This is a genomic window from Desulfuromusa ferrireducens (assembly GCF_055389805.1).
On the sequence record NZ_AP042415.1, the window covers coordinates 2,028,682 to 2,051,067 of the forward strand.

21 protein-coding genes are annotated in these 22,386 nt (G+C 52.4%); 9 read left to right on the forward strand and 12 right to left on the reverse strand.

All coding sequences use genetic code 11. The features are described from left to right. Nucleotides 1-287 precede the first annotated feature (287 nt). The 6 genes from ACZ5PT_RS09270 to ACZ5PT_RS09295 form a co-directional block, all read right to left on the reverse strand. A complete protein-coding gene (locus ACZ5PT_RS09270) occupies nucleotides 288-1,847 on the reverse strand; it encodes an MASE3 domain-containing protein (protein ID WP_464266538.1) in 1,560 nt (519 codons plus the stop codon). A 348-nt stretch (nucleotides 1,848-2,195) separates the two neighbouring features. Further along, nucleotides 2,196-2,921 carry an ABC transporter ATP-binding protein gene (locus tag ACZ5PT_RS09275; RefSeq protein WP_464266539.1) on the reverse strand — a complete coding sequence of 242 codons (726 nt, stop codon included), beginning with the start codon at nucleotides 2,919-2,921 and terminating at the stop codon, nucleotides 2,196-2,198. Beyond that, nucleotides 2,921-3,712, reverse strand: coding sequence for an ABC transporter ATP-binding protein (locus ACZ5PT_RS09280; protein WP_464266540.1), 792 nt, complete (start codon nucleotides 3,710-3,712; stop codon nucleotides 2,921-2,923). The genes ACZ5PT_RS09275 and ACZ5PT_RS09280 overlap by 1 nt, the downstream gene beginning before the upstream one ends. After that, nucleotides 3,712-4,782, reverse strand: a complete 1,071-nt coding sequence (locus ACZ5PT_RS09285; RefSeq protein WP_464266541.1) for a branched-chain amino acid ABC transporter permease — start codon at nucleotides 4,780-4,782, stop codon at nucleotides 3,712-3,714. The genes ACZ5PT_RS09280 and ACZ5PT_RS09285 overlap by 1 nt, the downstream gene beginning before the upstream one ends. A 16-nt stretch (nucleotides 4,783-4,798) precedes the next feature. Beyond that, a complete protein-coding gene (locus ACZ5PT_RS09290; protein WP_464266542.1) occupies nucleotides 4,799-5,710 on the reverse strand; it encodes a branched-chain amino acid ABC transporter permease in 912 nt (303 codons plus the stop codon). Nucleotides 5,711-5,827: 117 nt separating this feature from the next. Further along, complete coding sequence (locus tag ACZ5PT_RS09295; RefSeq protein ID WP_464266543.1) at nucleotides 5,828-6,991, reverse strand: ABC transporter substrate-binding protein; 1,164 nt, start codon at nucleotides 6,989-6,991, stop codon at nucleotides 5,828-5,830. Nucleotides 6,992-7,452: 461 nt separating this feature from the next. Between ACZ5PT_RS09295 and ACZ5PT_RS09300 the strand changes: the two genes are divergently transcribed. Beyond that, a complete protein-coding gene (locus ACZ5PT_RS09300; RefSeq protein WP_464266544.1) occupies nucleotides 7,453-9,597 on the forward strand; it encodes an FAD-dependent oxidoreductase in 2,145 nt (714 codons plus the stop codon). A 66-nt stretch (nucleotides 9,598-9,663) separates the two neighbouring features. Here ACZ5PT_RS09300 and ACZ5PT_RS09305 read toward each other — a convergent pair whose 3' ends face one another. Then, nucleotides 9,664-11,031: a methyl-accepting chemotaxis protein gene (locus ACZ5PT_RS09305; protein ID WP_464266545.1), complete on the reverse strand. Its 1,368-nt coding sequence runs from the start codon at nucleotides 11,029-11,031 to the stop codon at nucleotides 9,664-9,666. 498 nt (nucleotides 11,032-11,529) lie between these two features. On the opposite strand from ACZ5PT_RS09305, the gene bioA reads away from it, so the two are divergent. Next, nucleotides 11,530-12,816 carry an adenosylmethionine--8-amino-7-oxononanoate transaminase gene (gene bioA / locus ACZ5PT_RS09310; protein ID WP_464266546.1) on the forward strand — a complete coding sequence of 429 codons (1,287 nt, stop codon included), beginning with the start codon at nucleotides 11,530-11,532 and terminating at the stop codon, nucleotides 12,814-12,816. 130 nt (nucleotides 12,817-12,946) lie between these two features. Here the strand turns inward: bioA and ACZ5PT_RS09315 are convergent, their stop codons facing one another. From ACZ5PT_RS09315 to ACZ5PT_RS09325, 3 genes are all read right to left on the reverse strand, one after another. Beyond that, entirely contained in the window at nucleotides 12,947-13,339 is a 393-nt protein-coding gene (locus ACZ5PT_RS09315; RefSeq protein WP_464266547.1) for a hypothetical protein, read from the reverse strand. 109 nt (nucleotides 13,340-13,448) lie between these two features. Further along, nucleotides 13,449-13,793 (reverse strand): DUF6172 family protein, encoded by a 345-nt coding sequence (locus tag ACZ5PT_RS09320; RefSeq protein ID WP_464266548.1) that lies wholly within the window; start codon nucleotides 13,791-13,793, stop codon nucleotides 13,449-13,451. 135 nt (nucleotides 13,794-13,928) lie between these two features. Then, a complete protein-coding gene (locus ACZ5PT_RS09325; protein WP_464266549.1) occupies nucleotides 13,929-15,806 on the reverse strand; it encodes an aldehyde ferredoxin oxidoreductase C-terminal domain-containing protein in 1,878 nt (625 codons plus the stop codon). A 342-nt stretch (nucleotides 15,807-16,148) separates the two neighbouring features. Between ACZ5PT_RS09325 and ACZ5PT_RS09330 the strand changes: the two genes are divergently transcribed. From ACZ5PT_RS09330 to ACZ5PT_RS09360, 7 genes are all read left to right on the forward strand, one after another. Further along, a complete protein-coding gene (locus tag ACZ5PT_RS09330; protein ID WP_464266550.1) occupies nucleotides 16,149-16,409 on the forward strand; it encodes a hypothetical protein in 261 nt (86 codons plus the stop codon). A gap of 34 nt (nucleotides 16,410-16,443) precedes the next feature. Continuing rightward, nucleotides 16,444-16,851, forward strand: a complete 408-nt coding sequence (locus ACZ5PT_RS09335) for a DUF302 domain-containing protein (RefSeq protein ID WP_464266551.1) — start codon at nucleotides 16,444-16,446, stop codon at nucleotides 16,849-16,851. Between the two features lie 72 nt (nucleotides 16,852-16,923). Further along, nucleotides 16,924-17,946: an arsenic resistance protein gene (locus ACZ5PT_RS09340; RefSeq protein ID WP_464266552.1), complete on the forward strand. Its 1,023-nt coding sequence runs from the start codon at nucleotides 16,924-16,926 to the stop codon at nucleotides 17,944-17,946. Nucleotides 17,947-17,966: 20 nt separating this feature from the next. Continuing rightward, the gene (locus ACZ5PT_RS09345; RefSeq protein WP_464266553.1) at nucleotides 17,967-18,257 is read left to right on the forward strand and encodes a DUF134 domain-containing protein; all 291 of its coding nucleotides are present in this window, start codon (nucleotides 17,967-17,969) and stop codon (nucleotides 18,255-18,257) included. Nucleotides 18,258-18,301: 44 nt separating this feature from the next. Then, entirely contained in the window at nucleotides 18,302-19,108 is an 807-nt protein-coding gene (locus tag ACZ5PT_RS09350) for a DUF547 domain-containing protein (RefSeq protein ID WP_464266554.1), read from the forward strand. 21 nt (nucleotides 19,109-19,129) lie between these two features. After that, nucleotides 19,130-19,612 (forward strand): asparaginase domain-containing protein, encoded by a 483-nt coding sequence (locus ACZ5PT_RS09355; protein ID WP_464266555.1) that lies wholly within the window; start codon nucleotides 19,130-19,132, stop codon nucleotides 19,610-19,612. Nucleotides 19,613-19,643: 31 nt separating this feature from the next. Continuing rightward, nucleotides 19,644-19,886, forward strand: a complete 243-nt coding sequence (locus tag ACZ5PT_RS09360) for a CDGSH iron-sulfur domain-containing protein (protein ID WP_464266556.1) — start codon at nucleotides 19,644-19,646, stop codon at nucleotides 19,884-19,886. Between the two features lie 26 nt (nucleotides 19,887-19,912). Here ACZ5PT_RS09360 and kbl read toward each other — a convergent pair whose 3' ends face one another. Together kbl and tdh are read right to left on the reverse strand one after the other, a co-directional pair. Then, the gene (kbl, locus tag ACZ5PT_RS09365) at nucleotides 19,913-21,103 is read right to left on the reverse strand and encodes a glycine C-acetyltransferase (RefSeq protein ID WP_464266557.1); all 1,191 of its coding nucleotides are present in this window, start codon (nucleotides 21,101-21,103) and stop codon (nucleotides 19,913-19,915) included. Nucleotides 21,104-21,142: 39 nt separating this feature from the next. Then, entirely contained in the window at nucleotides 21,143-22,171 is a 1,029-nt protein-coding gene (tdh, locus tag ACZ5PT_RS09370; protein ID WP_464266558.1) for an L-threonine 3-dehydrogenase, read from the reverse strand. Nucleotides 22,172-22,386: the final 215 nt, after the last annotated feature.

The window sequence follows — 22,386 nt, forward strand, 5'->3', positions numbered from 1 at the left end:
ATCCTTAAGTCCACGTGCTTTACTACCCCTGCTAAATGGTGCCAGACGGGTAGTGAAAATAATGGCAGCAACCTTGCTCCCAGTGTTTTCACTTTTCTGGTTATCTCCTACGCTCCACCAAAAATCGGTGTTGCATTAATTCTTCAGTTTTTGTCCACTGAAAACACGGAAGACACTGAATTTGTAAGACCAAGATTTTTCCGGGAGTTCTGTGCCTTCAGTGGAAAATATTTTTAACCATTCTTTGACGTTAAATCTTTCAAGGTTGATTCAAGGGGATAACCCGTTTAACTTTTTAACTCTGTGGTCGGCTCTTCCAACTCGACCCAAAAGGTTGCACCGCCGCCCGGTGTCTCTTCAACCCAGCTTTTACCGCGGTAAAGGTTGGTAATCTTTTTCACGATGGCCAGACCGGCCCCTGACCCTTGAGTCCGATTTCCTTTGGCTCCACGGTAAAACAGATCAAAAATGCATTCGCGCTCGTTGATCGGAATCCCGGGTCCGTGGTCTTGGACGTAAAAACGGACCAGGTTGTCCTGGCGCTGCCCGCCGACTTTGATGGTTTTAGAACTGACCCCATAGCGCAGTGCATTGCTGATAAGGTTGGAAAAGAGTTGCCGCAACAGACTTTCCGGTAACTTGACGTTGGGCAGCGGCTCTTTTTGTATTGTTTGATTGGTCTCGAGCAGCGGTGCGCTCAGGGTCAGTAACACGTCGTCGACGACCTCTGCTGTATTAACGCTTTTTTCAGCGATCTCCAGGCGGCCGACCTTGACCAGGGTCAGCAGGTCTTCCATCGTGCCCGTCATCCCGCGACCGAGATCGCCAATCTTTAGTAGCAGTGCAGAAGACTCGCTATCAAGGTTTTTGCCGTCCTTTTCGTGCAGATAGTCAGCATAGCCGATGATCGGCGTCAGTGGGGCGCGCAGATCGTGTGAAACGGTGTAGACGAAGGTGTCCAGCTCGCGGTTGACGGTGCGTAATTCTTCTTCTGATTTGCTACGTTGTTCCAGTTCCATAGAAAGCTTGCGGAATAATGATTGATACGGTGATACCAGTGAGCCTTGGACTAGAGCTAAGTAGATCAGGACCACCGAGATTAGCTTGAAAACATGGCCGACAAAATTGAACAGGCCATAGACATCGACATAAAGGGTGAAGCTCAACTCGGAGGCGATGGTGATGGCAATCGAAGTGATAATCAGGGCGCTGATCTTGCTGTTCAGAAATTGACGTTTGTTCCAGAACACCAGCGCCGCAAGGATCAGCAGACCGGAAATAAAGTATTCACTGACAACCTTGAAAGTCGTCAGTCCGCTACCTTCAACGAAACAGGCGGGGAAAAGATTCAGGGCAATCGTACCACACAGCAGTGTCGCTATCAGAATGCAGCCCTTGAGTAATGCGTTCTGGTTGAGGCGATACTCTGTCCCGAGTAGTAGTGCCGCTCCGAACAGAGCAACGCTTTCCAGATAGCGTGCGGCAATCCAGAGCTGGGTCGCTAAATTGGCGCCATTGTCGGGGAAGACGCCCATGCCTTTATAGCTGAGAATATGCAGGAAATCGAGGGCGCCAATCGGCAAGTAGGCAACCGCGAGGACCAGCAGGGTGTTGTCCTGGACAAAGTGTCGTGCGTTCCAACCGATACTGAAGATGGTGATGGCAACAACAACACTGAGAATTTCGACTATGCCGTGGTAGAGCAGGTAGTTTTCACGGCTCAAAAAAAGCAGCCCCGGAACGGCTAGCAGGCAGAGCGCGACCAGCAGCCAGGTATTCCCTCGCGCTGTTGGCGTATAGGTCAGCAATGTTTGGTCCCACTGCTGACTTTCAGTCAAGTGTTCCATTTGTCTCCCCCGGCACAGCATTGCATTTCCGAGACAGAATAGAGCTAGTGGTCTAACGGATGCAATGATTTTCGTTAGTTGGGAGGGTGGCGATTGGCAGCAAATTTCGATGTCAGAAACAGAAAAATTGTTTTGGCTGTTTCTTTTGACGGCGAAAGAGCAAAGGAAGGTGGCTGACAAGGGTGTGTTGCTTCTCACAACGCGCTTGGTCGGTTTGGTTGGAGGAAGTTAAAGCGCAGACACCAAAAGTAATTGAATGGGGTCAATAAGTAAAGCCACCGCCTGCGGGGTACGCAACGGTGTCTTTTTTGTTTAATCCCATCTGTGTAAATCTGAATCGCCGGTTTTCTATCCGCCCAAATAGGCCTTCTTCACCTCGGGATTACCCAGTAACTGTTCACCTGTTCCCTCGGCGACAATATTGCCGGTATCCAGAACGTAGCCTCGATGCGCCAATTGTAGCGCCAGGTTGGCATTTTGTTCGACCAGCAAAATGGTCATCCCTTCTTCGTTGAGCTGCTTCAGCTTACGGAACAGTTCGTATTTGAGCACCGGTGCTAATCCCATCGAAGGCTCATCGAGCAGCAGAATCTCACAGCCAGTCATTAGCGCACGGCCGACGGCCAGCATCTGTTGTTCGCCACCAGAAAGGGATTCGCTGCGTTGTTTACGGCGCTCTTTCAAGCGCGGGAAGAGATCGAAAATTCGCTCGTATTCGGCATTCAGATCGGCATCTTTTTTGCGGGCATAGGTCGCCAGCTGCAGGTTCTCCATCACCGTCAGGTTGCCGAAGATGTGGCGCCCTTCGGGGGAGAGGGCCAGGTGCAGATCCTTGACGACGTCACTCGGTTTGGTTTTGAGGATCGAATCGCCCTGAAATTTGATATCACCGGCGATCACCCGTGGTGCTTCAGGCGGTGGCAGTCGGGCGATGGTGTGCAGGCTGGTGGTCTTGCCGGCCCCGTTGGCACCGATCAGGGTGACGATCTCACCTTTGTTGACGTGAAAGCTGATCCCATGCAGGGCCTGGATATTGCCGTATTTAACTTCTAGATTTTCGACTGACAGCATCATCAGATAACATCGTCTCCGAGATAGGCAGTAATAACTGCGGGATGGTTGCGGATATGTTTCGGGTTGCCTTCGGCGAGGGTTTCACCGAAGTCGATCACTTTGATCTGGGTGCAGAGCTCCATCATCACGTCCATGTGGTGCTCGATCATCCAAATGGTCACGTCAAAGGTATCGTGGATCCAGCGTATCAGCCGAATCAGATCTTTCGCGTCGGCCGAGTTGAGCCCGGCGGCCGGCTCGTCGAGCAGCAGCAGTTTCGGGTGGCTCGACAGCGCGCGGGCGATCTCCAGCTTGCGCTGGGTGCCGTAAGGCAAATTCTTCGGATAATCATCCGCAAAACGTTTCAGATCAAAAACATCCAGCAGTTCATTGGCCTCCTTGGCGACCTGCTCCTCTCTCGCCTGATAGCGTTTGCTGCGGGCAATGGCATGAAAAAAACCGTAGCCGAGTTGATTGTGCTGTGCGACGCGGATATTATCGAGCACCGTCATGTCGTTCCAGAGGCGGATGTTTTGAAAGGTGCGGGCGGCACCCAGAGCCGTGACTTTATGCGGTTTTAGACCAGCGGTCAGCACGCCGTTGACCAGGATCTGACCTTCGGTCGGTTGATAGAAACCGCTGACCAAGTTAAAGATGGTGGTCTTGCCGGCACCGTTGGGACCGATCAGTCCGGAAAGCTCTCCCGGCATCAGCTTGACATTGAAGTCGTTGACCGCGGTCAGACCGCCGAAGCGCTGGGTCAAGCCGCGGACCTCAAGGACTGGCGTCGATTCTGTCTGTGTCTGTGCCATCATTTAAACCTGTAAAATTTCTTTAGCTTAGGGAAGACATCTCCCAGTTCCCGGTTACCCATGATCCCTTCGGAGCGGAACTGCATGACAATGACCAGCATCAGCGGGATCATGACCCATTTGATTACGCCTGCCGAGGGTTCCCATTCTGGGAATATAAAGGTGACCGGTGAGAGCAGCCCGTCGATGATGGCCTGGGAGCGGAGCACTTCCAGCAGGGCGGTGAAGATGATGGCGGAAATGACAGCGCCGGACAGAGACCCCATGCCGCCAAGATAGACCATGACCAGAGCCTCAGTCGATTTGAGAATGTTGAATGACTGTGGATTCACATAACCGATGATATGCGCGTAAAGTCCACCAGCGCAGCCGGCCAAACCGGCGGCGATCATAAAATTGATGATTTTGATCTTGTTGGTGTTGACGCTCATGATCTCGGCCGCCACCTCGTCCTGGCAGATGGCGTTGACGCCTTTGCCGTAGGTGGAGGAGATAAAGCGTCGGATGACCCAGACGGTGAAGACGGTGAAGTTGATGACCCAGAACAGCATCCAGGGGCCATCGAAGATGTCGACCATCGCCCAGACCGTATCCTTCATCCCCTGAAAACCACGTGACCCGCCGACGAAGTCCATGTTCTCTATGGCCGAGATGATCATGTAGTTGACAGCGATGGAAATGATCGCCAGATAGTCGTCACGGGTTTTGAACGAAGGAACCGACACCAGCAGCGAGGAGACGGCAGCCACCGCCCCGCCGATCAGCAGGATGATGGGGAAAACAATCACCACTGAGGCAGCGGGCAGCAGTGGCTCGCCAAACTTACTGCCGTAACAGAAAACGGAGAGGATCGACGAGATATAGGCGCCCACGCACATGAAGGCCGCGTGACCGCAGGTAAATTCGCCCATGTTGCCGTTGACCAGATTCAAGCTGGTGGCCATCATGATATTGATGCCGATGGTCATGACGACAATCTGGATGTAGCCGTCGATGATGCGGAAGTGGGCCGCGAATAGCAGCCCGATAGCGAAGACGACCAGCAGCATGTTGAGAGAGTATTTTTTCATGTCTTTATCTCCCAACCTATATCTTGGTCGACTGAGGAATGCCGAACAGCCCGGAGGGCTTCATCCACAGAATCAGCAGCAGGATGGTGAAGGCGAACAGGTCTCGGTAGGTCGAGGGGAAGATCGAGACCACGCCCACCTCGATGAAGCCGAGCAGGAAGCCGCCGACAAACGCTCCCTTGATGTCACCGATGCCGCCAACCACTGCGGCGATAAACGCCTTCCAGCCGATCAGCATCCCCATGAACGGCTCCAAGACCGGATAGCTCATGGCGAACAGCAGCCCGGCCAGACCGGCAAACCCTGAGCCGAGAACAAAGGTGACGACGATGATCTGGTCAACGGGAATCCCCATCAGCGGGATGGCGAATTTATCATAAGAGATGGCGCGCATCGCCATCCCGACTCGCGTACGGGTGACCACCCATTGCAGAAACAGAAAGACCAGAATGGCGGTCACGATCACCATGACCTTGAGGTTGGTCAGGGTGACGCCGCCCAGGTGCCAGATCTGTTTTTCAATCAACTCTGGGAACTTCAAGCGGCTGGCGCCGAGCAAGGCCAGGTTCGAGTACTCGAGGACCAGGCCGCACATCAGCGCAGTGATGACCACGTAGAGCCGGTGTGCGCCTTTGCGCCGCAGGGGCCGATAGGCGATCCGCTCCAAGGTCACGCCGACGAGCGAGGTCAGAGCCATGGTCAGGGGTACAGTGATGAGGAAAGCAATCACCGGGGAGAGCCCGACGATCGGGCCGATAAGGAAACTCGCCACGAAAAACGAGATGTAAGCTCCGACCATGAAGACATCGCCATGGGCGAAGTTGATCAGGCGCAGCACCCCATAAACCAGGGTGTAGCCCAGCGCAATGAGAGCGTAAAAGCTTCCCCATTGCAGGGCATTCAGGATATTCTGAATAATGAAATCCACAGAAATATTTCCTTAAAAAACGTTGGAGTTGCGTGCTCGCCTGTGGCGATTTATTTTAGGCACAGCAAAGCGGGGATCCAAAGACCCCCGCTTTGTTCGAACTATGCTACAGATGTGTTATGGACAGACAGACTCTTCGAAGACAAAGGTACTTTCGTCGGAGATTTTAACGATAACAGCGCACTTGATTGGGTCACCCTGCTCATTAAACTTGGACGAGCCGGTGACGCCTTCAAACGACTTGATGGCGGCCAGACCGTCACGGATGGCCTTACGCATTTTGCGCGGGTTGGAGTCGACCATGCCGGCGTTCTTGATCCCTTCCACCATCAGGCCGATGGAATCCCAGGTCAGAGCAGCGTAGTCAGCTGGTTCTGCACCATATTTTGCCATGTAGCGGTCGATGAAGACCTTGGTCGCACCCTTGGCACCGGCTGCAGCGTAATGGGTTGAGAAGTACTGACCGTTGCACTGCTCGCCACAGAGTTTGACCAGATCTGGGGTACCCCAGGCGTCGGAACCCATGAAGGGACCCTTGTACCCGAGATCACGTGCCTGCGGGATGATCAGGGCGACCTGATTGTAGTTTTCCGGCACAAAAATGAAGTCCGGTTTGGCGGCAATGATGGTGGTCAGCTGGGCGGAGAAATCCTGGTCTTTGGTGCCATTCGACTCGTAGGCGACAACCGGGCCGAGCCCCTTGGCTTCCCAGGCAGATTTAAATACTTCTGCCAAACCGACAGAATAGTCGTTGGCGACGTCAAAGAGCACCGCTGCGGTCTTGGCACCGAACTTCTTGGCCGCAAAGTCAGCAACGACTGGGCCCTGGAAGGGGTCGAGGAAGGCTGCGCGGAAAACCCAGGGACGGTCCAGCGTGGTATTAGGATTGGTCGACCAGGGACTGATCATTGGTACACGGTTTTCGTTAGCGGTACCGCCGCCAGGCACGGCCTGCTTGGAAGAGTTGGGACCGATAATCGCCACGACCTCTTCCTGCTCGATCAGTTTGAGGGCAGCGTTGACCGCCGAGTCGGCCTTCGACTCGTTGTCCATGTAGATGAACTCAAGCATGTACTGCTTGCCACCGACCTCGAGGCCACCGGCGCCGTTGATGTCAGCCAGGTACATTTCAGCAGCGTTTTTGGATCCTTCACCCACTTCTGGAATGTCCCCGGTCATCGGGATGTTGAAGCCGATCTTGATGGTATCGGCGGCCATGGCCGGAACGGCCAGCATCATGGCGATACAGGTCAGTAACAGGGCTGTCAGAACTCTTCTCATAAACTTCCTCCATGTCAGTGGTGATGAACCAGTCTGCAAATGCAGAAAATAAAAAAACCGCCCAGTCGGTGTTAGTAACCAGACTGATGGCGGCGTCGTTGCTCACCCGAGTTCCCTGTAGCGGTCCCTCCTTGCTGCAATGTTTAGTAAGACTCTAGCTCATGAGAAGCTATCATTTTTCATCTGGAGAAAAAATGCAACATTTTTATGGAAACTCCGTTTGACGCGGCCAAATTTCCCTGCGGCCCACAGACGTTATTTTGTCCCCCCGGCGCTGCGGGGGAAATGTCTTTTTGTTGCTCCCTGTCGTCGGCTCTCTACTCTATGATTGCAATATGCCACTAAGCTAGTAACAATTAACGCTGGTGCGAGGGTCCTTAAGCTTTACCCGGTAACTGTCCCGGCTTAATCTGTTACACTTGCTGCGGGTCTTATGCCCATTGTCACGAAGGAGCATGTCTATGAAGAGTCGCACCACAAAAATTATCTTGCTTTCAATTGTTGCCGTTTTGTTGGTCGCTTTTTTTGCCTTTGATCTTGGCCAGTATCTGACCCTTGATTATCTGAAAAGTCAGCAGCAGGCGTTCAATGAATATTATCAACAGCACCGTTTTTCGACCCTGCTGATCTACTTTTTTATTTATATCCTGGTAACTGCGTTGTCGCTTCCGGGAGCGGCCGTGATGACTCTGGCCGGTGGTGCGCTGTTCGGTTTCTGGGCGGCGCTGTTGGTGGTCAGTTTTGCCAGCAGTATCGGCGCCACTTTTGCTTTTTGGGTGTCACGCTTTCTGCTGCGAGATTGGGTGCAGGGTAAGTTTGGCGACAAGCTCAAAGCGATCAATGACGGGGTGGAAAAAGAGGGTGCGTTCTACCTCTTCTCGCTACGGTTGGTGCCGATCTTTCCTTTCTTTGTCATCAACCTGGTGATGGGTTTGACGCCGCTGAAAACCACGCTGTTTTATCTCGTCAGTCAGGTTGGAATGCTGGCCGGGACGATCGTTTATGTCAACGCCGGAACCCAGATCGGTCAGTTGGAGAGTGCTGCCGGGATCCTTTCGCCGGGAATCATTTTTTCCTTTGTTCTGCTCGGTATTTTTCCGCTAGTGGCCAAAAAAGCTCTTGATGTTGTTCAGTCGAACAAAGTGTTCAAAAACTTTGAGAAGCCAAAAAAGTATGACTACAACCTGGTTGTTATCGGTGCCGGAAGTGCTGGCCTGGTCAGCAGTTATATTGCGGCGGCGGTCAAGGCCAAGGTGGCGCTGATCGAAAAACATCAGATGGGTGGCGACTGTTTGAACACCGGTTGCGTCCCGAGCAAGGCGTTGATCCGCAGTGCCAAGATGCTTTCCTATGCCAAGCGAGCCGAGGATTTTGGCTTCCGAAAAGCAGCGGTTGAGTTTGACTTTTCCGAAGTCATGGAGCGGGTCCAGCAGGTGGTAAAAAAGATCGAGCCGCACGACTCGGTCGAACGTTATACCGAACTCGGTGTCGAGGTTCTTGAGGGAGAGGCGACCATTACTTCGCCGTGGACCGTCAAGGTGAATGGTCAACTGTTAATCACCCGCAGCATCATCATCGCTACCGGGGCACGCCCCTTTGTTCCACCGATCAAAGGGCTGGATCAGGTCGATTATTTGACCTCTGATAATGTTTGGAATTTACGTGAGCTGCCGGAGAAATTGGTGGTCCTTGGCGGTGGCCCGATTGGTAGCGAGTTAACTCAGGCTTTTGCTCGTTTGGGCAGTCAGGTGACGCAGGTCGAAATGCTGCCGCGGATCATGTCTCGCGAAGATCCAGAGGTCGGCGAATTTGTGCAGCAGCAGTTTGAGAGTGAAGGCATCAATGTTCTGACCGGCCATGCAGCCAAAGAGGTGCAGGTGGTCGATGGCAAACAACTGCTGATCTGTGAGCAGAACGGCGCAGCGGTTGAGGTTGAATTCACCCACTTGCTGGTGGCGGTTGGTCGTAAGCCGAATGTCAGTGGTTTCGGCTTGGAGGAGCTTGGCGTCAAACTGAGTGATCGCGGTACCGTCGACACCGATCCCTTTTTGCGCACCAATTTCCCCAATATCCTCTGTGCTGGCGATGTTGCCGGCCCCTACCAGTTTACCCACACTGCCGCCCATCAGGCCTGGTACGCTTCGGTCAATGCGCTGTTCGGCGAGCTGAAGAAATTCAAGGTCGATTATCGGGTCATCCCCTGGGCGACCTTTACCGATGCCGAAGTGGCCCGGGTCGGCCTTAACGAAACCGAAGCGACCGAGCAGGGCATTGCCTTTGAAGTGACCCATTACGGTATCGACGATCTCGACCGGGCGATTGCCGACAGTGAAGATCTCGGCTGGGTGAAGATATTGACCAAGCCGGGCAGCGACAAAATTCTCGGTGTCACCATCGTCGGCAGTCATGCCGGAGATCTGCTGGCCGAGTACGTGTTGGCGATGAAATATAACCTCGGTTTAAACAAGGTGCTTGGCACTATTCACACCTATCCAACCCTGGCCGAGATGAACAAGATGGCGGCCGGGACCTGGAAAAAGAATCACGCGCCGGAGAAGCTGCTGCACTGGGTGGACAAGTTTCACACCTGGCGACGGGGTGGGTGACGGTCGGGAAAAGCCACCTGAAATTTCAGGTGGCCAATAAACTTTTCTCTCAGGTCGGCCATCGGGTCAGATGAAGAGCTCTTTTTTCGCGGAAGGTTGGTCTGCCTCTTTTCTAAGCTTCAGGCGTTCTAGTATTTGCTGCATTTGATCTGCTTGGGCCGAAAGTTCCTCCGCTACTGCGGCATTTTCTTCGGCGTTGGCGGTTGTTTGCTGAGTCACTTGATCTATTTGCGTCAGACCCAGGTTGATTTGATTGATCCCCAGCGATTGTTCTTGCGATGCCTGCGCGATTTCTGCAATCAGATCATTAACTTTACCCACAGCTATCACGATTTGGTTAAGTGATTTTGCGGTATCTCCGGCTATCTGTGTCCCTGTCGAAACCTTTTCCACCGAACCCTCAATCATGCTGGCGGTCTCTCTGGCCGCTTTGGCACTACGAGCCGCAAGGTTACGCACCTCTTCAGCAACGACTGCAAAGCCCTTACCGTGTTGACCCGCACGGGCAGCTTCTACTGCGGCATTCAGCGCCAGCAGGTTGGTCTGGAAGGCGATCTCATCAATGACTTTGATTATCTTGGAGATGTCCTGACTTGAGTTATTGATCTCTTCCATCGCTCCTATCATCTTATGCATTTTGTTGTTGCCTTGTTCTGCTGCTGTCCGAGCTTGATTTGATAGTGCATCGGCTTGAGCTGAATTTTCGGCGTTATTTTTTGTCTGGGCAGCGAGTTGGTTCATGGAGCTGGTTATCTCTTCGAGAGAGCTGGCCTGCTCGGTGGCTCCCTGTGAGAGGCAGACGCTAGCATCTGCCAACTGAGTGGATCCTGTGGTGATCTGTTCGCTGGAGGTGCGAATCTGTAACATCCAATTGTTGAGGGCATCGTTGGTTTTTGCCAGATCTTCACCGATAATACCTTCCGCCTTGAAGGTGAAGTTGCCCTCAGAGAGATGACGAAACGCAGGAATTGTCTCGGCCATCAGGTTATCCATAAAGGAGTCCATTCCCCTGGTAAGGATGCCTAGTTCATCCTTGCGTTCAAGTCTCATGCGGTCATCAAGTTTCCCGCTGCCTAAATTGTCGAGGTATTTAAGGGCGCGCTTGACGGGGAATATGATGCCGCGTATTACGAATAGGGAAAGAGCAAAAGTCAGCAGGTAGCCGGTAACAATAAGCGGAATGGCAAAACTGTGGAATGAATCCTTATCGGCTTCTGCTTGGTTGCATTCGACCATCGCTGAGCCCAATGGTTCGCTGATAGCCGCAGGGATATCCGAGGGCACCATTTCAAGCTGGTGCTGTATCGTTCTAATGCTGTCCTGTCTTGCTTCGATTTCTTTAAAGCCGAAATACAGGGTGAAGGAAAAGAGAGTAAAGGTGATTATTACTAGGCCGAACAGTTGCCACTTTATACCCATATCGGTGATTTTCACTTCGTATCGTCCTTTCTTGTTTCGGTTCCATGAATTCGTATATTTGTCGTTTTTCGATGTTGCCCTGTCGTATTCAATCCATTGCTGAGCGAATGTTCGTTCTGTTTGTATTTAAGTGTTTTTATTATTTTTTGTCAATAAAAGTTTTTTGGTTTTAAATGATTCCTGGATCAATCTAAGGGAGGAGATTGTTCGTAGTATTCTACTGGTTTGTGGTTTGCTCTCTGGAGGAAATAGGTAAAGTTTTGAGGATTAATTGGCGAAGCAGTGGTTCACCGTGGCGCAGGGATGGGAACAGAAGGGCAATTTACAATCTTTATCAATTTCTTCTGCTTACCTTTGGATAAGACAAAAAATTAATCGACCTCCCTTTCTTAAGGATAAATTGGCCACACCTGAGATTTGAGTTATGAATATGATGCAGACTTTCATTTTCTGCAGAATCTTTTACAATGAGTCTCTTTTTGCTCTGCTGTAGAAATAGACAAGGACCTGTCCATGACTGATATCGCCCAAAACTGGCAAGAGTTCGACCGCAAGCATCTCTGGCACCCATACACCTCGATGACCGATCCGCAACCGGTCTTCCCGGTGGTCTCAGCCAGTGGGGTGCGTTTAAAGCTGGACGATGGTCGCGAACTGATCGACGGCATGGCTTCTTGGTGGTCGGCGGTGCACGGTTATAATCATCCGCGTCTCAACGAAGCAGCCCGGCAGCAATTGGGGAAGATGTCGCATGTGATGTTCGGTGGACTGACCCATCCGAGCGCCGCGCAACTGGGCAAACTGCTGGTTGATTTGACCCCGGAACCGTTGCAGCATGTTTTCTTTTGCGATTCCGGTTCGGTGTCGGTCGAAGTGGCGATCAAGATGGCGATTCAGTATTGGTATGTTTCTGGGCGCCCGGAAAAGTCGCGATTGCTGACGATCCGTAACGGCTATCACGGCGATACCTTTGGCGCGATGGCGGTTTGTGACCCGGTCACCGGTATGCACCATATTTTTAGTCATATGCTGCCGCAACACCTGTTTGCCGAGGCTCCGACCTGCCGGTCCGATGCCGAGTGGTGTGATGAGGATATTGCCAGCTTAAAGCAGTTGATTGAACGGCAGCACAACGAGATCGCTGCAGTCATTCTCGAACCGATCGTCCAAGGGGCTGGGGGGATGCGTTTTTACGCCCCGGAATACCTGCGCCAGGTGCGCCAGCTTTGCGATCAATACGACCTGCTGTTGATCGCAGATGAAATTGCCACCGGCTTTGGCCGCACCGGTAAACTGTTCGCCTGCGAGCATGCCGGGATTTCTCCCGATATCCTCTGCCTCGGCAAGGCTTTGACCGGCGGTTATATGACCCTGGCGGCGACCTTGGCGACCACGGCGGTGGCAGAAGTTCTTTCCTCTGGCGATCCCGGTGTCTTTATGCACGGGCCGACCTTTATGGCCAACCCGCTTGCATGTGCTGTCGGCGTGGCCAGCATCGAGCTGTTGTTGGAAAACTCCTGGAAGCAGCAGGTGCTGCAATTGGAAGTCGGCTTAGAGGCCGGACTGGCTCCTTGCCGCGATCTTCCGCAGGTCGCCGATGTGCGCGTGTTGGGCGGTATCGGCGTGGTTGAGATGCGGCAACCGGTCGAGATGCGCACTCTCCAGACCAAATTCGTCGAAAAAGGCGTCTGGGTGCGCCCCTTTGGCAAGCTGGTTTACGTTATGCCGCCATATGTTATGGGGGCTGACGACCTGGCCTTTCTGACCGGAGCTATTTACGAGGTGTTGGCGTCGGGATAGTTTTTTCTGGGGACTCCCGTCCGAACCGCTCAAATAATTGGTGAAACGAAAAAGTCCCGATCGTTTGCTCGATCGGGACTTTTTATCTTTTGGTTCAGATAAATCGTGACATGGGTACGATTTATACTGACTATTGTTCTATTTGATCCGCCTCGGCAAGCATCTGCTGCGCTTCCTCCAGAGTTTCTGCATAGATTGAACGATAGAGGCTTCCGCTGTCCATGACTCTGGTTATTTGTTTGAAAACCAGCTGCTTTTTTCTGACGATCCTGACAACGGTTCCGACATCTTTTGCACAGAGATATTCGCGGATTTTTGCGAAGGTACCAACCCCACGGAGATGGGCAATTCTGCATTGGGTCAGATCGTTAATCACCGCAAAGCCCGGTTTCAGATCTGCCACGCAAAAACGAATCTCGGTAAAAATTTCCTCCATGGCCTTTTTTGAGAGTACCCCTATCAAGGTCACGTGCAGGCGGTTCTGTTTGAGGTCTGCAGAAACCTTTGTTTTTTTTCTTACCATCCCCGCTCCGTGCGTCTTATCGCGCAGCTAGGTACGCCCCGTTTCAAGGTCGCAGTTTATGATAATGACATCAAGCTGTTGGCATCGCCAGCCGGGACCGGGTTTTCTATTATTCTTCCTCTTTGCTCGGCATGACCGAATCATCCACGTCAACCTGCTGCAGTTCTTTGGGTTTCTTGCTCCGGTGTCCCGGTTTGGCCAGAATTTCCAAATAAAAGGATTCGAGCTGGTCAGTTTCGGCCTGGGAAATGGCCTTGTTGATGGCGGACAGATGAATCTCTTTACTGCTCGCTTCGTCAACCCCAAACCGGCAGTCAAAATCCCAGAAATCTACGTCTGGAGGGAGGGTCTTGTTGCGTTCTCTTTTTATATATTTTTTGACTTCATATTTGATGGCTTCAACAAGTCTTGGAACTTTAAGCTTTGGGTGGGTCATTTTAAACGTTTTTTTCATAGTGATTCCATAGTGGTGTGATTTGCATTAGTAAAATAAGCTTCAATAAATGACATGATATCACAAGGGGCCGTTTGCCATCCGCTTTCATTTATCTAAAATCAGCCAACTGATGTCAGCGCCGAGTCGTGGGAGCTAGAAAAACTCCCGCAGGCTCTCATCGATCCCTTTGAGCGTTTCGTACCAGAACTCCTTGGCCGCTTCGACTTTGTCCTGAGCAAATTTAGCAATCCATTCGCTCAAACGAGGGTCTTGGCAATCGTCTACCTCTTGTTTGCGTTGCAGGAAGGTTTGTAGATAGTCGATATCACGCTCCGACTCCCAGAAAATAGGACTGTTGCGACTGTTGAGGCGACTGGCGAGAACATTGACGGCTTGCAGAAATTGTTCCTTGCAGCCGTAGAGTGAACCCATCACTTCGGGGAGCATTTCCTCTGCCCAGCCACGGTGAAAGCGACAGGTGCCGAGATTGTCGAGGATCAGTTCTTTTTTCATCCGTTCCGCGCACATGCGACCCAAGGTTCGCGGTGGGATAAAATCATAACTGTAGATCATGTAGTACTTGCCCATGATTGCCATCGGTGTCAGCACACCGGAGACCCAATACTGATTGGGGACCATCCAGCCGCGCCGGTTGTGGGCGGTGTAGACCAGGCTGTCGTGCAGCGCCGTTCCTTTGGCTCGCGAGTGGATGCGGCTCCATTTGCGCACCCCTTCGCTGAAATCGAGGATCCCGCGTTTTTCCAGAATAGCATCGATCAGCTCGCAACCGAGTTCTGCATTGTGCAGCGAATCCTTGACCACATCGAAGCCCTCGATTTCCCAACGGGGCAGTCGGCTGACGCCGAGTTCTTCGGCGGTCAACTGTTTGCTGTCGAGCAGGTCCATCAGCCAGGCCAGCATCCCGCCACCGGAAATAGCATCAAAGCCCATGGCGTCGCAGTAATGATTGAGCTTTTCCGCCGCTCGCTGATCGAAAATCCCGCACAGTGGCCCCATTGTCTGGTAGGGCTCGTAATCCTTTTTGAACTCGCCGTTCATTTTTTTGCAGACGGCGACACAGGGCTCGCCGCAGTTTGCCTGCTGCTTTTTGTCGATGGTTTCTGCATTGAACTGTTTCAGGTAGTGATCAACGATCAGGTTCTGATGCAGGTCCTGACGCTGTTGTTCGCTCCAGAAAATGGTCCGGTAGTTAAAGGCCATGATCCGCCCGCCGACGCCGGCGTAATTAACGCCGAGGGTGCCGCCGGTTTTTAGCTTTTCGTCGTAGCGGTACTTGCTGGTTACTTGCAGGTCTTTTTGCATCAGGCGCAGGTCGTACTTATTCTGGAACCACTCATCAGCTACCTTGCGGTCGCGAAAGTCTTCGTCGACCAGTGTGCCGCCGTAGATGATGGCGACGATGCCATGCTCCTGGGCCATCGCGCTGCCGAAGCCGCCGCGACCGGCCCAGGTATCGACATGGCTGATCTTACCTTTGCTGATCGGCACCGACATGATGCCACCGATGTCGGTCTGCAGGGCCGATGGACCGGTTACCATAATGCGCGGATCGTTTTCGTAACGGCTACCGAACAGCTCGTAAACCCGATCGGTGAGCGAATAGACCCCGGTTCGGCCCGACTGCCAGGCAGATTCGACATCAATCGGCACCACCTCGACTTCGATCTCTTCGCCGTGGTTGCGGTTGAGGCAGAGCACAGAGGGGACTGGGGCTTTGCCGACCAGACTGAGCATGTTGATTCCCAGGTTGTCGAACACCAGCCCGGCGCCGCCCATGGAACTGATAAAATCGCCTTGCCAGCAGGGGGAAAAGCCGGTCACGATCAGGCGATTGGAGCCGGGGAAGATGGATCCGGCAAAAACCCCGACGCCGAAATTGAGGCTACGGTACTCCCTGGTCAAATGGATACCGAGATCAACCGGTCCGAAGTAGCGATCAAAACTATATTTCTTGGTTTTGTAAAACCCGGTGGCCGGATCGACCAGGAGCACTCGCTGGAACATGTTCATAACTGTTGTCGTCCTTTTAGGCTGCTGTTGAGGTGTGTGTGGATCTGCGTACAAATCAGAGCTACCTTCTAGTTGTTGGGGGGGGGCGGTTGTTTGCTTTGAGGACATTCTAACAGCACCGCAGGTAATTTTTTTGCTCTTTTCTGCAGCAAATACTGCCAGCGACATAAATCCCATCTTTTCGCTGGTGTTATTTTATCCACCCAATATATATTGACATCTGAATGTTCATCTCCTATTCTGTGTATATGCACAAAACTTAAAGCGGGTGTCAGTATTGCCGACAATCTTCTTTGTCTGGCAAGCACCCGCTGACACAGCTTCCCATGGGAGGATAGTCATATGCGTGAACAGAGAAAAGGTTTAGGGCGTGGTCGGGGATTCGGACAAGGTCGGGGCTTAGGTTTCGCACCAGAAGAAGAGCAACCGCAAGAACAACAACAGCAGGAACAACAACCAGAGCAAGGCCAAGGTTTGGGGCGTAAACAACCATTGGGACTGGGGCGTGGACAGGGCCGCGGGTTGAACTCTAAGCTTGGTACGGGGCGACAAAATCGCTTTCGTGGCCAGGGCCGTTGTCAGGGGAATCAGCCCCAAGTTTGATTGTGTCATTAATTTAGTGTTTTAAGGAGAGAGTATGTCGACCTGTGTTTATCGTGCCGAGACCGGCAAAAGCGTCACTGCGTTTGTGACCGATTTCAGCGCAACGATCACTGCGCGTGGCTTTAGCGTTCACAACGAAGATAAAATGGAGATGGCGCGGATCTTTGGTGCGCATGGCGCCGAAGTAGCTGAAGGTTTCGATCTGCACATGATTCAGATCTGCAAACCGGACAAGGCAGCAAAAAGCCTGAGTGCCAACCCCGAACGTGCCGTGCTGATGCCGAAGTTTGTTATGTGTTTCAGTAAAAACGGTAAAACCCAGGTACGCATGCTCAAGTTTGGTCGGGACCTGATCGCCGAACTGGTCGATGATGCCGAATTTCCGGCGTCATTGGAAGAAACGTTTAAGACTCTGATTGAGGCAATAGACGTTTCCCTTTAGCGTTTTTTGGTCAACTGTTTTATTCGTTTAAACCTCATTTTGGGGCCGTCGGCCTTTGCTGGAGTTGTAGAAATGTTGAAATACCTTGGGTATTTACAAAAAAATCTGGTCTGGGCTATTCCGATTGCGATGGTCCTCGGTCTTTTGGGCGGTGGATTTATTTTTGACGCGAAGCCACTTAAGTCGCTGATTATCCCGATTACCTTTGTCATGATTTATCCGATGATGACGACTTTGAATATCCGCTCAGTCTTTACCGGAAAAGATACCAAGCTGCAAATTGTGACACAGGTGATTAATTTTATTTTGATCCCAATGATCGTCTTTGGCCTTGGCAAACTGTTTCTCAGCGGTGAAGAGGCCAAGTTCGGGTTGTGGGCCGTGGGGTTGTTTTTGATCGGCGTACTCCCGGCATCGGGTATGACCATTTCCTGGACCGGGTTTGCTAACGGGAACAAGGAAGCAGCAACCAAGATGCTGGTTTTTGGGCTGGTGATCGGTTCGGCGGCGGCACCGGTGTACACTAAGGTGTTCATGGGGACAACTGTCGATGTCGATATGTTGCACATGTTTCAACAAATCTGCATTTTTGTTTTTGTTCCACTCATCGCGGGGTTATTGACTCAGACGTATCTGGTCAGAAAGCATGGCAAGCAGGCGTGGATGAATGTTTATAAACCGAAATTTCCACCTTTTTCAGCCCTTGGCGTCGTCATGATCGCTTTTGTTGCCATGTCGTTAAAGGCAAAGAATATCCTGGCAAATCCAGGCGATCTGCTGACCATCGTGGTCCCGTTGGTGATTTTCTACCTGGTTTCCTACGTTATTCTGTCTGTCGTTGGAAAGCTGTTTTTCAGCCGTGAAGATGCGATTGCTATGGTGTTTGGTGTGGTCATGCGTGATCTCTCGATTGCTTTGGCCATTGCGATGACCGCGTTTGGTAGAGAGGGATCAACGATAGCTTTGTTGATTGCAATGGCTTATATTTTCCAGATTCAGTCTGCGGCCTGGTATATTAAACTGGTTCCCTGGATTTTTGGCCCGGCAAATAATGAGCCTGAGGTTGCGGCCGAGACGTCACGTGCCACGAATTGATTTGTTGATACTGGAGAATTATGTCACCACGACCTAAAAAACCACGGAATTGTTGTCCGCACCGCCGGCCTGATGATCATATTTTCAAGCCGGCGGGGACCCCCATGTCTGGGCTGGAAATGGTCAAACTTGCCGCCGATGAGCTGGAGGCGGTCCGCCTTTGTGATGTCGAAGGCATGACCCAGGCCGAAGCGGGTGATACTCTGGGGGTCTCGCGGGGGACCGTGCAGCGGTTGGTCTGCAGCGCGCGGAAAAAAATTGTCGAGGCAATTTTGACCGGTCAGGCGTTGGTGATAGAATCAGGGGACTAGTCGGATTCATCTTGCTGATTTAGAGGAAATAGAAAGGAGCCACAATGATCAAGAGGTCTTTACTGTTGATCGGGTTGTGGCTCTTTTTTGTGCCCAATGGTTTCGCTTTCGATCACAGCCACGCCGGCTGGGAGCGCTTGCTGAAACAACATGTTCATTGGGATGTCAAGGGCGTTGCTTCAACGGTTGATTACGTGGCGCTGCAGAGGCAACTGGCCGAACTTGATAAATACCTCGGCGAACTCTCCGCTGTGCCGCTAAAAGAGTATTCCAGCTGGCAAAAACCGCAGCAGTTGGCATTTCTGCTCAACGCTTACAACGCCTTTACCATCAAACTGATTTTGAGCAAATATCCCGATCTGCAATCGATCAAAGATCTCGGCTCGATTTTCTCTTCGCCGTGGAAGCAGAAGTTCTTCACCCTGCTGAATAAAAAACGCCACCTTGATGAAGTTGAACATGCCATCATCCGCCAGCCGGGTGCTTTTGACGATCCGCGCATCCACTCGGCAGTGGTTTGTGCTTCGATCGGTTGTCCGGGGATTCGGGACGAGGCTTTTGTCGCCGAAAAACTCGACGCGCAGCTTGAGGACAGTTTGCGACGTTTTCTGTCTGATCGCAGCCGTAACCGCTACAATGCTCAGGTCGACCGACTGGAAATCTCGAAAATCTTCGACTGGTACGGCGCTGACTTTGTCGATTTTCGCGGTCACCCGTCGGTCGCAACGTTTCTGAGTGATTATGCCGAACTGCTAACCGACGATAAAACGGCGCAATTGCGGATTAAGGCCGGCGACACTCCGCTTGATTTTCTGGATTACGACTGGCGTTTAAACGACTACCGCAAGTAAATTTAGCTGCAGGAGAGATACGTGCAGATTGAAATCTTCACCACTGGTGGTACCATCGATAAAATCTATTTTGATGCCAAAAGCGATTTCGAAATCGGCGACCCGCAGATTTCCGAGTTGTTGCGTGATGCCAACCTGACTGTCGACTATCAGGTCAGTTCACTGCTGCGCAAAGACAGTTTGGAGCTGAACGATGCGGATCGGGTGTTGATCCGCCAGGCGGTCGAAGTCAGCACCGCGCAGCAGATTGTTATCACCCACGGTACCGATACGATGATCACGACCGGCCAGTTTTTGCAGGGCATTGGCGGAAAAACGATCGTCTTAACCGGGGCTATGCAGCCGGCCCGCTTCCGTTTCACCGATGCAATTTACAACGTTGCCAGTGCCATTACTGCAGCGCAGACGTTGCCTGCCGGGGTTTATATCGCCATGAACGGGCAGATCTTTGATCCCGCTGCGGCGCGCAAAAATGTTGAGCTGAACCGGTTCGAAAAAATCTGATTAACCATCTTACCGAGAAACGAGTTGAATCATGAGTGGTATGAACAATGATGCTGGAATGCCGATTGCCCTGACTTTGGAGCCGGGAACCTATTATCGCTGCACCTGTGGTAAATCGCAGAATCTGCCATTTTGCGATGGCGGCCACCAAGCAGGTGACTCCTTGCCGCTTAAATTCGAGATCGCACAGCGGAAAAAGGTCTATCTCTGCAGTTGTGGGAAAAGTGGCAAGCAGCCGTTTTGTGACGCCACCTGCGGGGTGCAGGTTGATTGATGGTTTTACTCCTTGAAAAACGCCAATCAGAGTCCTAGCTGTTTCTTCACCCGTCCAAAGGCGGCAATCGCAAACTCCAGGTCATCCGCCGTCAAAGCCGCCGACATCTGGGTGCGAATCCGTGCCTTGCCCTTTGGCACCACCGGGTAGGAAAAAGCCACCACAAAGATGCCCTGTGCCAGCATGGCGTCGGCAAACTTACCCGCGATCACGGCATCGTGCAGCATCACCGGGACGATCGGGTGTTCACCCGGTAGGAGGTCAAAACCGTGACGTTCCAGGCCCGCGCGAAAGACCACCGTATTGTCCCGCACCCGATCGCGTAGCGTGCTCGATGCGCTCACCAGATCGATGGCTTTCAAGGCTCCGGCGACCGCCGGTGGGGCGACTGAATTGGAAAAAAGATACGGCCGCGAGCGCTGTCGCAATAGCTCAACAACCTCCTTGCTGGCGCTGGTAAAGCCGCCGCTGGCTCCGCCCAGGGCTTTGCCAAGGGTGCCGGTAATAATATCGACCTGCTCCATGCAACCCCGATACTCTGGGGTGCCGCGACCGCCAGCACCGATAAAGCCGGTGGCGTGGGAATCATCGACGTGCACCAGAGCGTTGTACTTTTCCGCCAGGACGCAGATGTCGTCAATCCGGGCGATATAGCCATCCATGGAGAAAACCCCGTCGGTGGTAATCAGTTTGAAGCGCGCCCCGTTTTTATCGGCGGCCTTCAATTGCTCTTCCAAATCGCCCATATCGCTGTTGCGGTAGCGATAGCGTTTGGCTTTGCACAGGCGCACCCCGTCGATAATACTGGCATGATTAAGTTCATCGGAAATGACAGCATCTTCTTCGCCCAGCAGGGTTTCGAACAGACCGCCATTGGCATCAAAGCAAGAAGGGTAGAGGATGGTATCTTCGTGGCCTAAAAAATCACTCAGCCTGGCTTCGAGGCTTTTGTGCAGGGTCTGGGTGCCGCAGATAAAACGCACCGAAGCCATGCCGAAACCCCACTCGTCCAAAGCGAGTTTGGCGGCAGCGTTAACCTCTGGATGCTGGGCCAGTCCAAGGTAGTTGTTGGCGCAAAGATTCAACATCTCACCACCGCTGCTGACCCCGACATGGGCACTTTGCGGGGTGGTGATGAGTCGTTCGCGTTTATACAGGCCGGCCGCTACGATCGCGTCTATTTCGGAGCTTAAATGTTCTTGGAATTTATCGTTCACAGCACTTCTCCCCGACAGCGGTTGAAACTTTATTTACTGCTAACAGTCCCAGTTTAAGATCACCTTACTCGCATCGCCGGCGTTCATGGCGGCAAATCCCTGTTCAAACTCAGGATAATCGAGCCGGTGGGTGATCACCGGCGAAATGTCCAGTCCCGAATCAATCAGCACCGACATCTTGTACCAGGTTTCGTACATTTCCCGCCCGTAGATCCCTTTGAGGGTGAGCATATTGAAGATCACCGTGTTCCAGTCGATGGCGGTATTCTTTTCCGGGATGCCCAATATTGCCACTTTACCGCCATGACACATGCTGGCCAGCAAATCATTAAACGCGGACGGGTTGCCGGACATTTCCAGACCGACGTCAAAGCCCTCCGACATACCCAATTTTTTCTGCACCGCGGCGATGCTTTCGCGGCCGACATCGACAGTGCAGGTTGCGCCCAGTTTTTTGGCCAGTAGCAGGCGGCGGGGATTAATGTCGGTGACGACGATATGCCGCGCACCGGCGTGACGGCAGACAGCGGCAGCCATGACACCGATTGGACCGGCACCGGTGATCAGCACATCTTCTCCGAGCAGGTCGTACTGCAGGGCGGTATGCACCGCGTTGCCCAAGGGATCAAACAGCGCGGCCACATCCAGATCGATATTCGGCCGATGTTCCCAGACGTTGGACATCGGCAGCGCCAGGAATTCGGCAAAGGCGCCGGGGCGATCGACGCCGATCCCGCTGGTATGGGCACAGAGGTGGCGCCGCCCGGCCATGCAGTTGCGGCAGCGACCACAGACCACATGCCCTTCACCAGAAACAATCTGTCCCGGGTCAAAATCGATCACATTGGAACCGACCGCAACGATCTCGCCGACAAATTCGTGGCCAACAATCATCGGCACCGGGATGGTTTTTTGCGCCCAGGCATCCCAGTTATAGATATGCATGTCAGTGCCACAAATGGCAGTCCGTTTAATCTTTATCAGCACATCGTTGATGCCGATTTTAGGTTTAGGCAGCTCTTCGAGCCAGAGACCGGGTGCGGCTTTCTTCTTAACCAGTGCTTTCATGGGGGCATCCTCCACTGGAAAGTTTAATGCAGGAAAAAATTTCCACCATCACCGTAGGTCGTTTTTCAAAAGCTAATAGCTGATTTCTGCCTCTGGTGTAGGCAAATAATAAAGTTTTATATTGGATCGTCAGTAAATCCTTTGAAGTTTTGAGACCCCTTTTGAAACAACATAGGAAACGCTTCGTTGCGGAACGTGACTCGGCACGGAGGCAG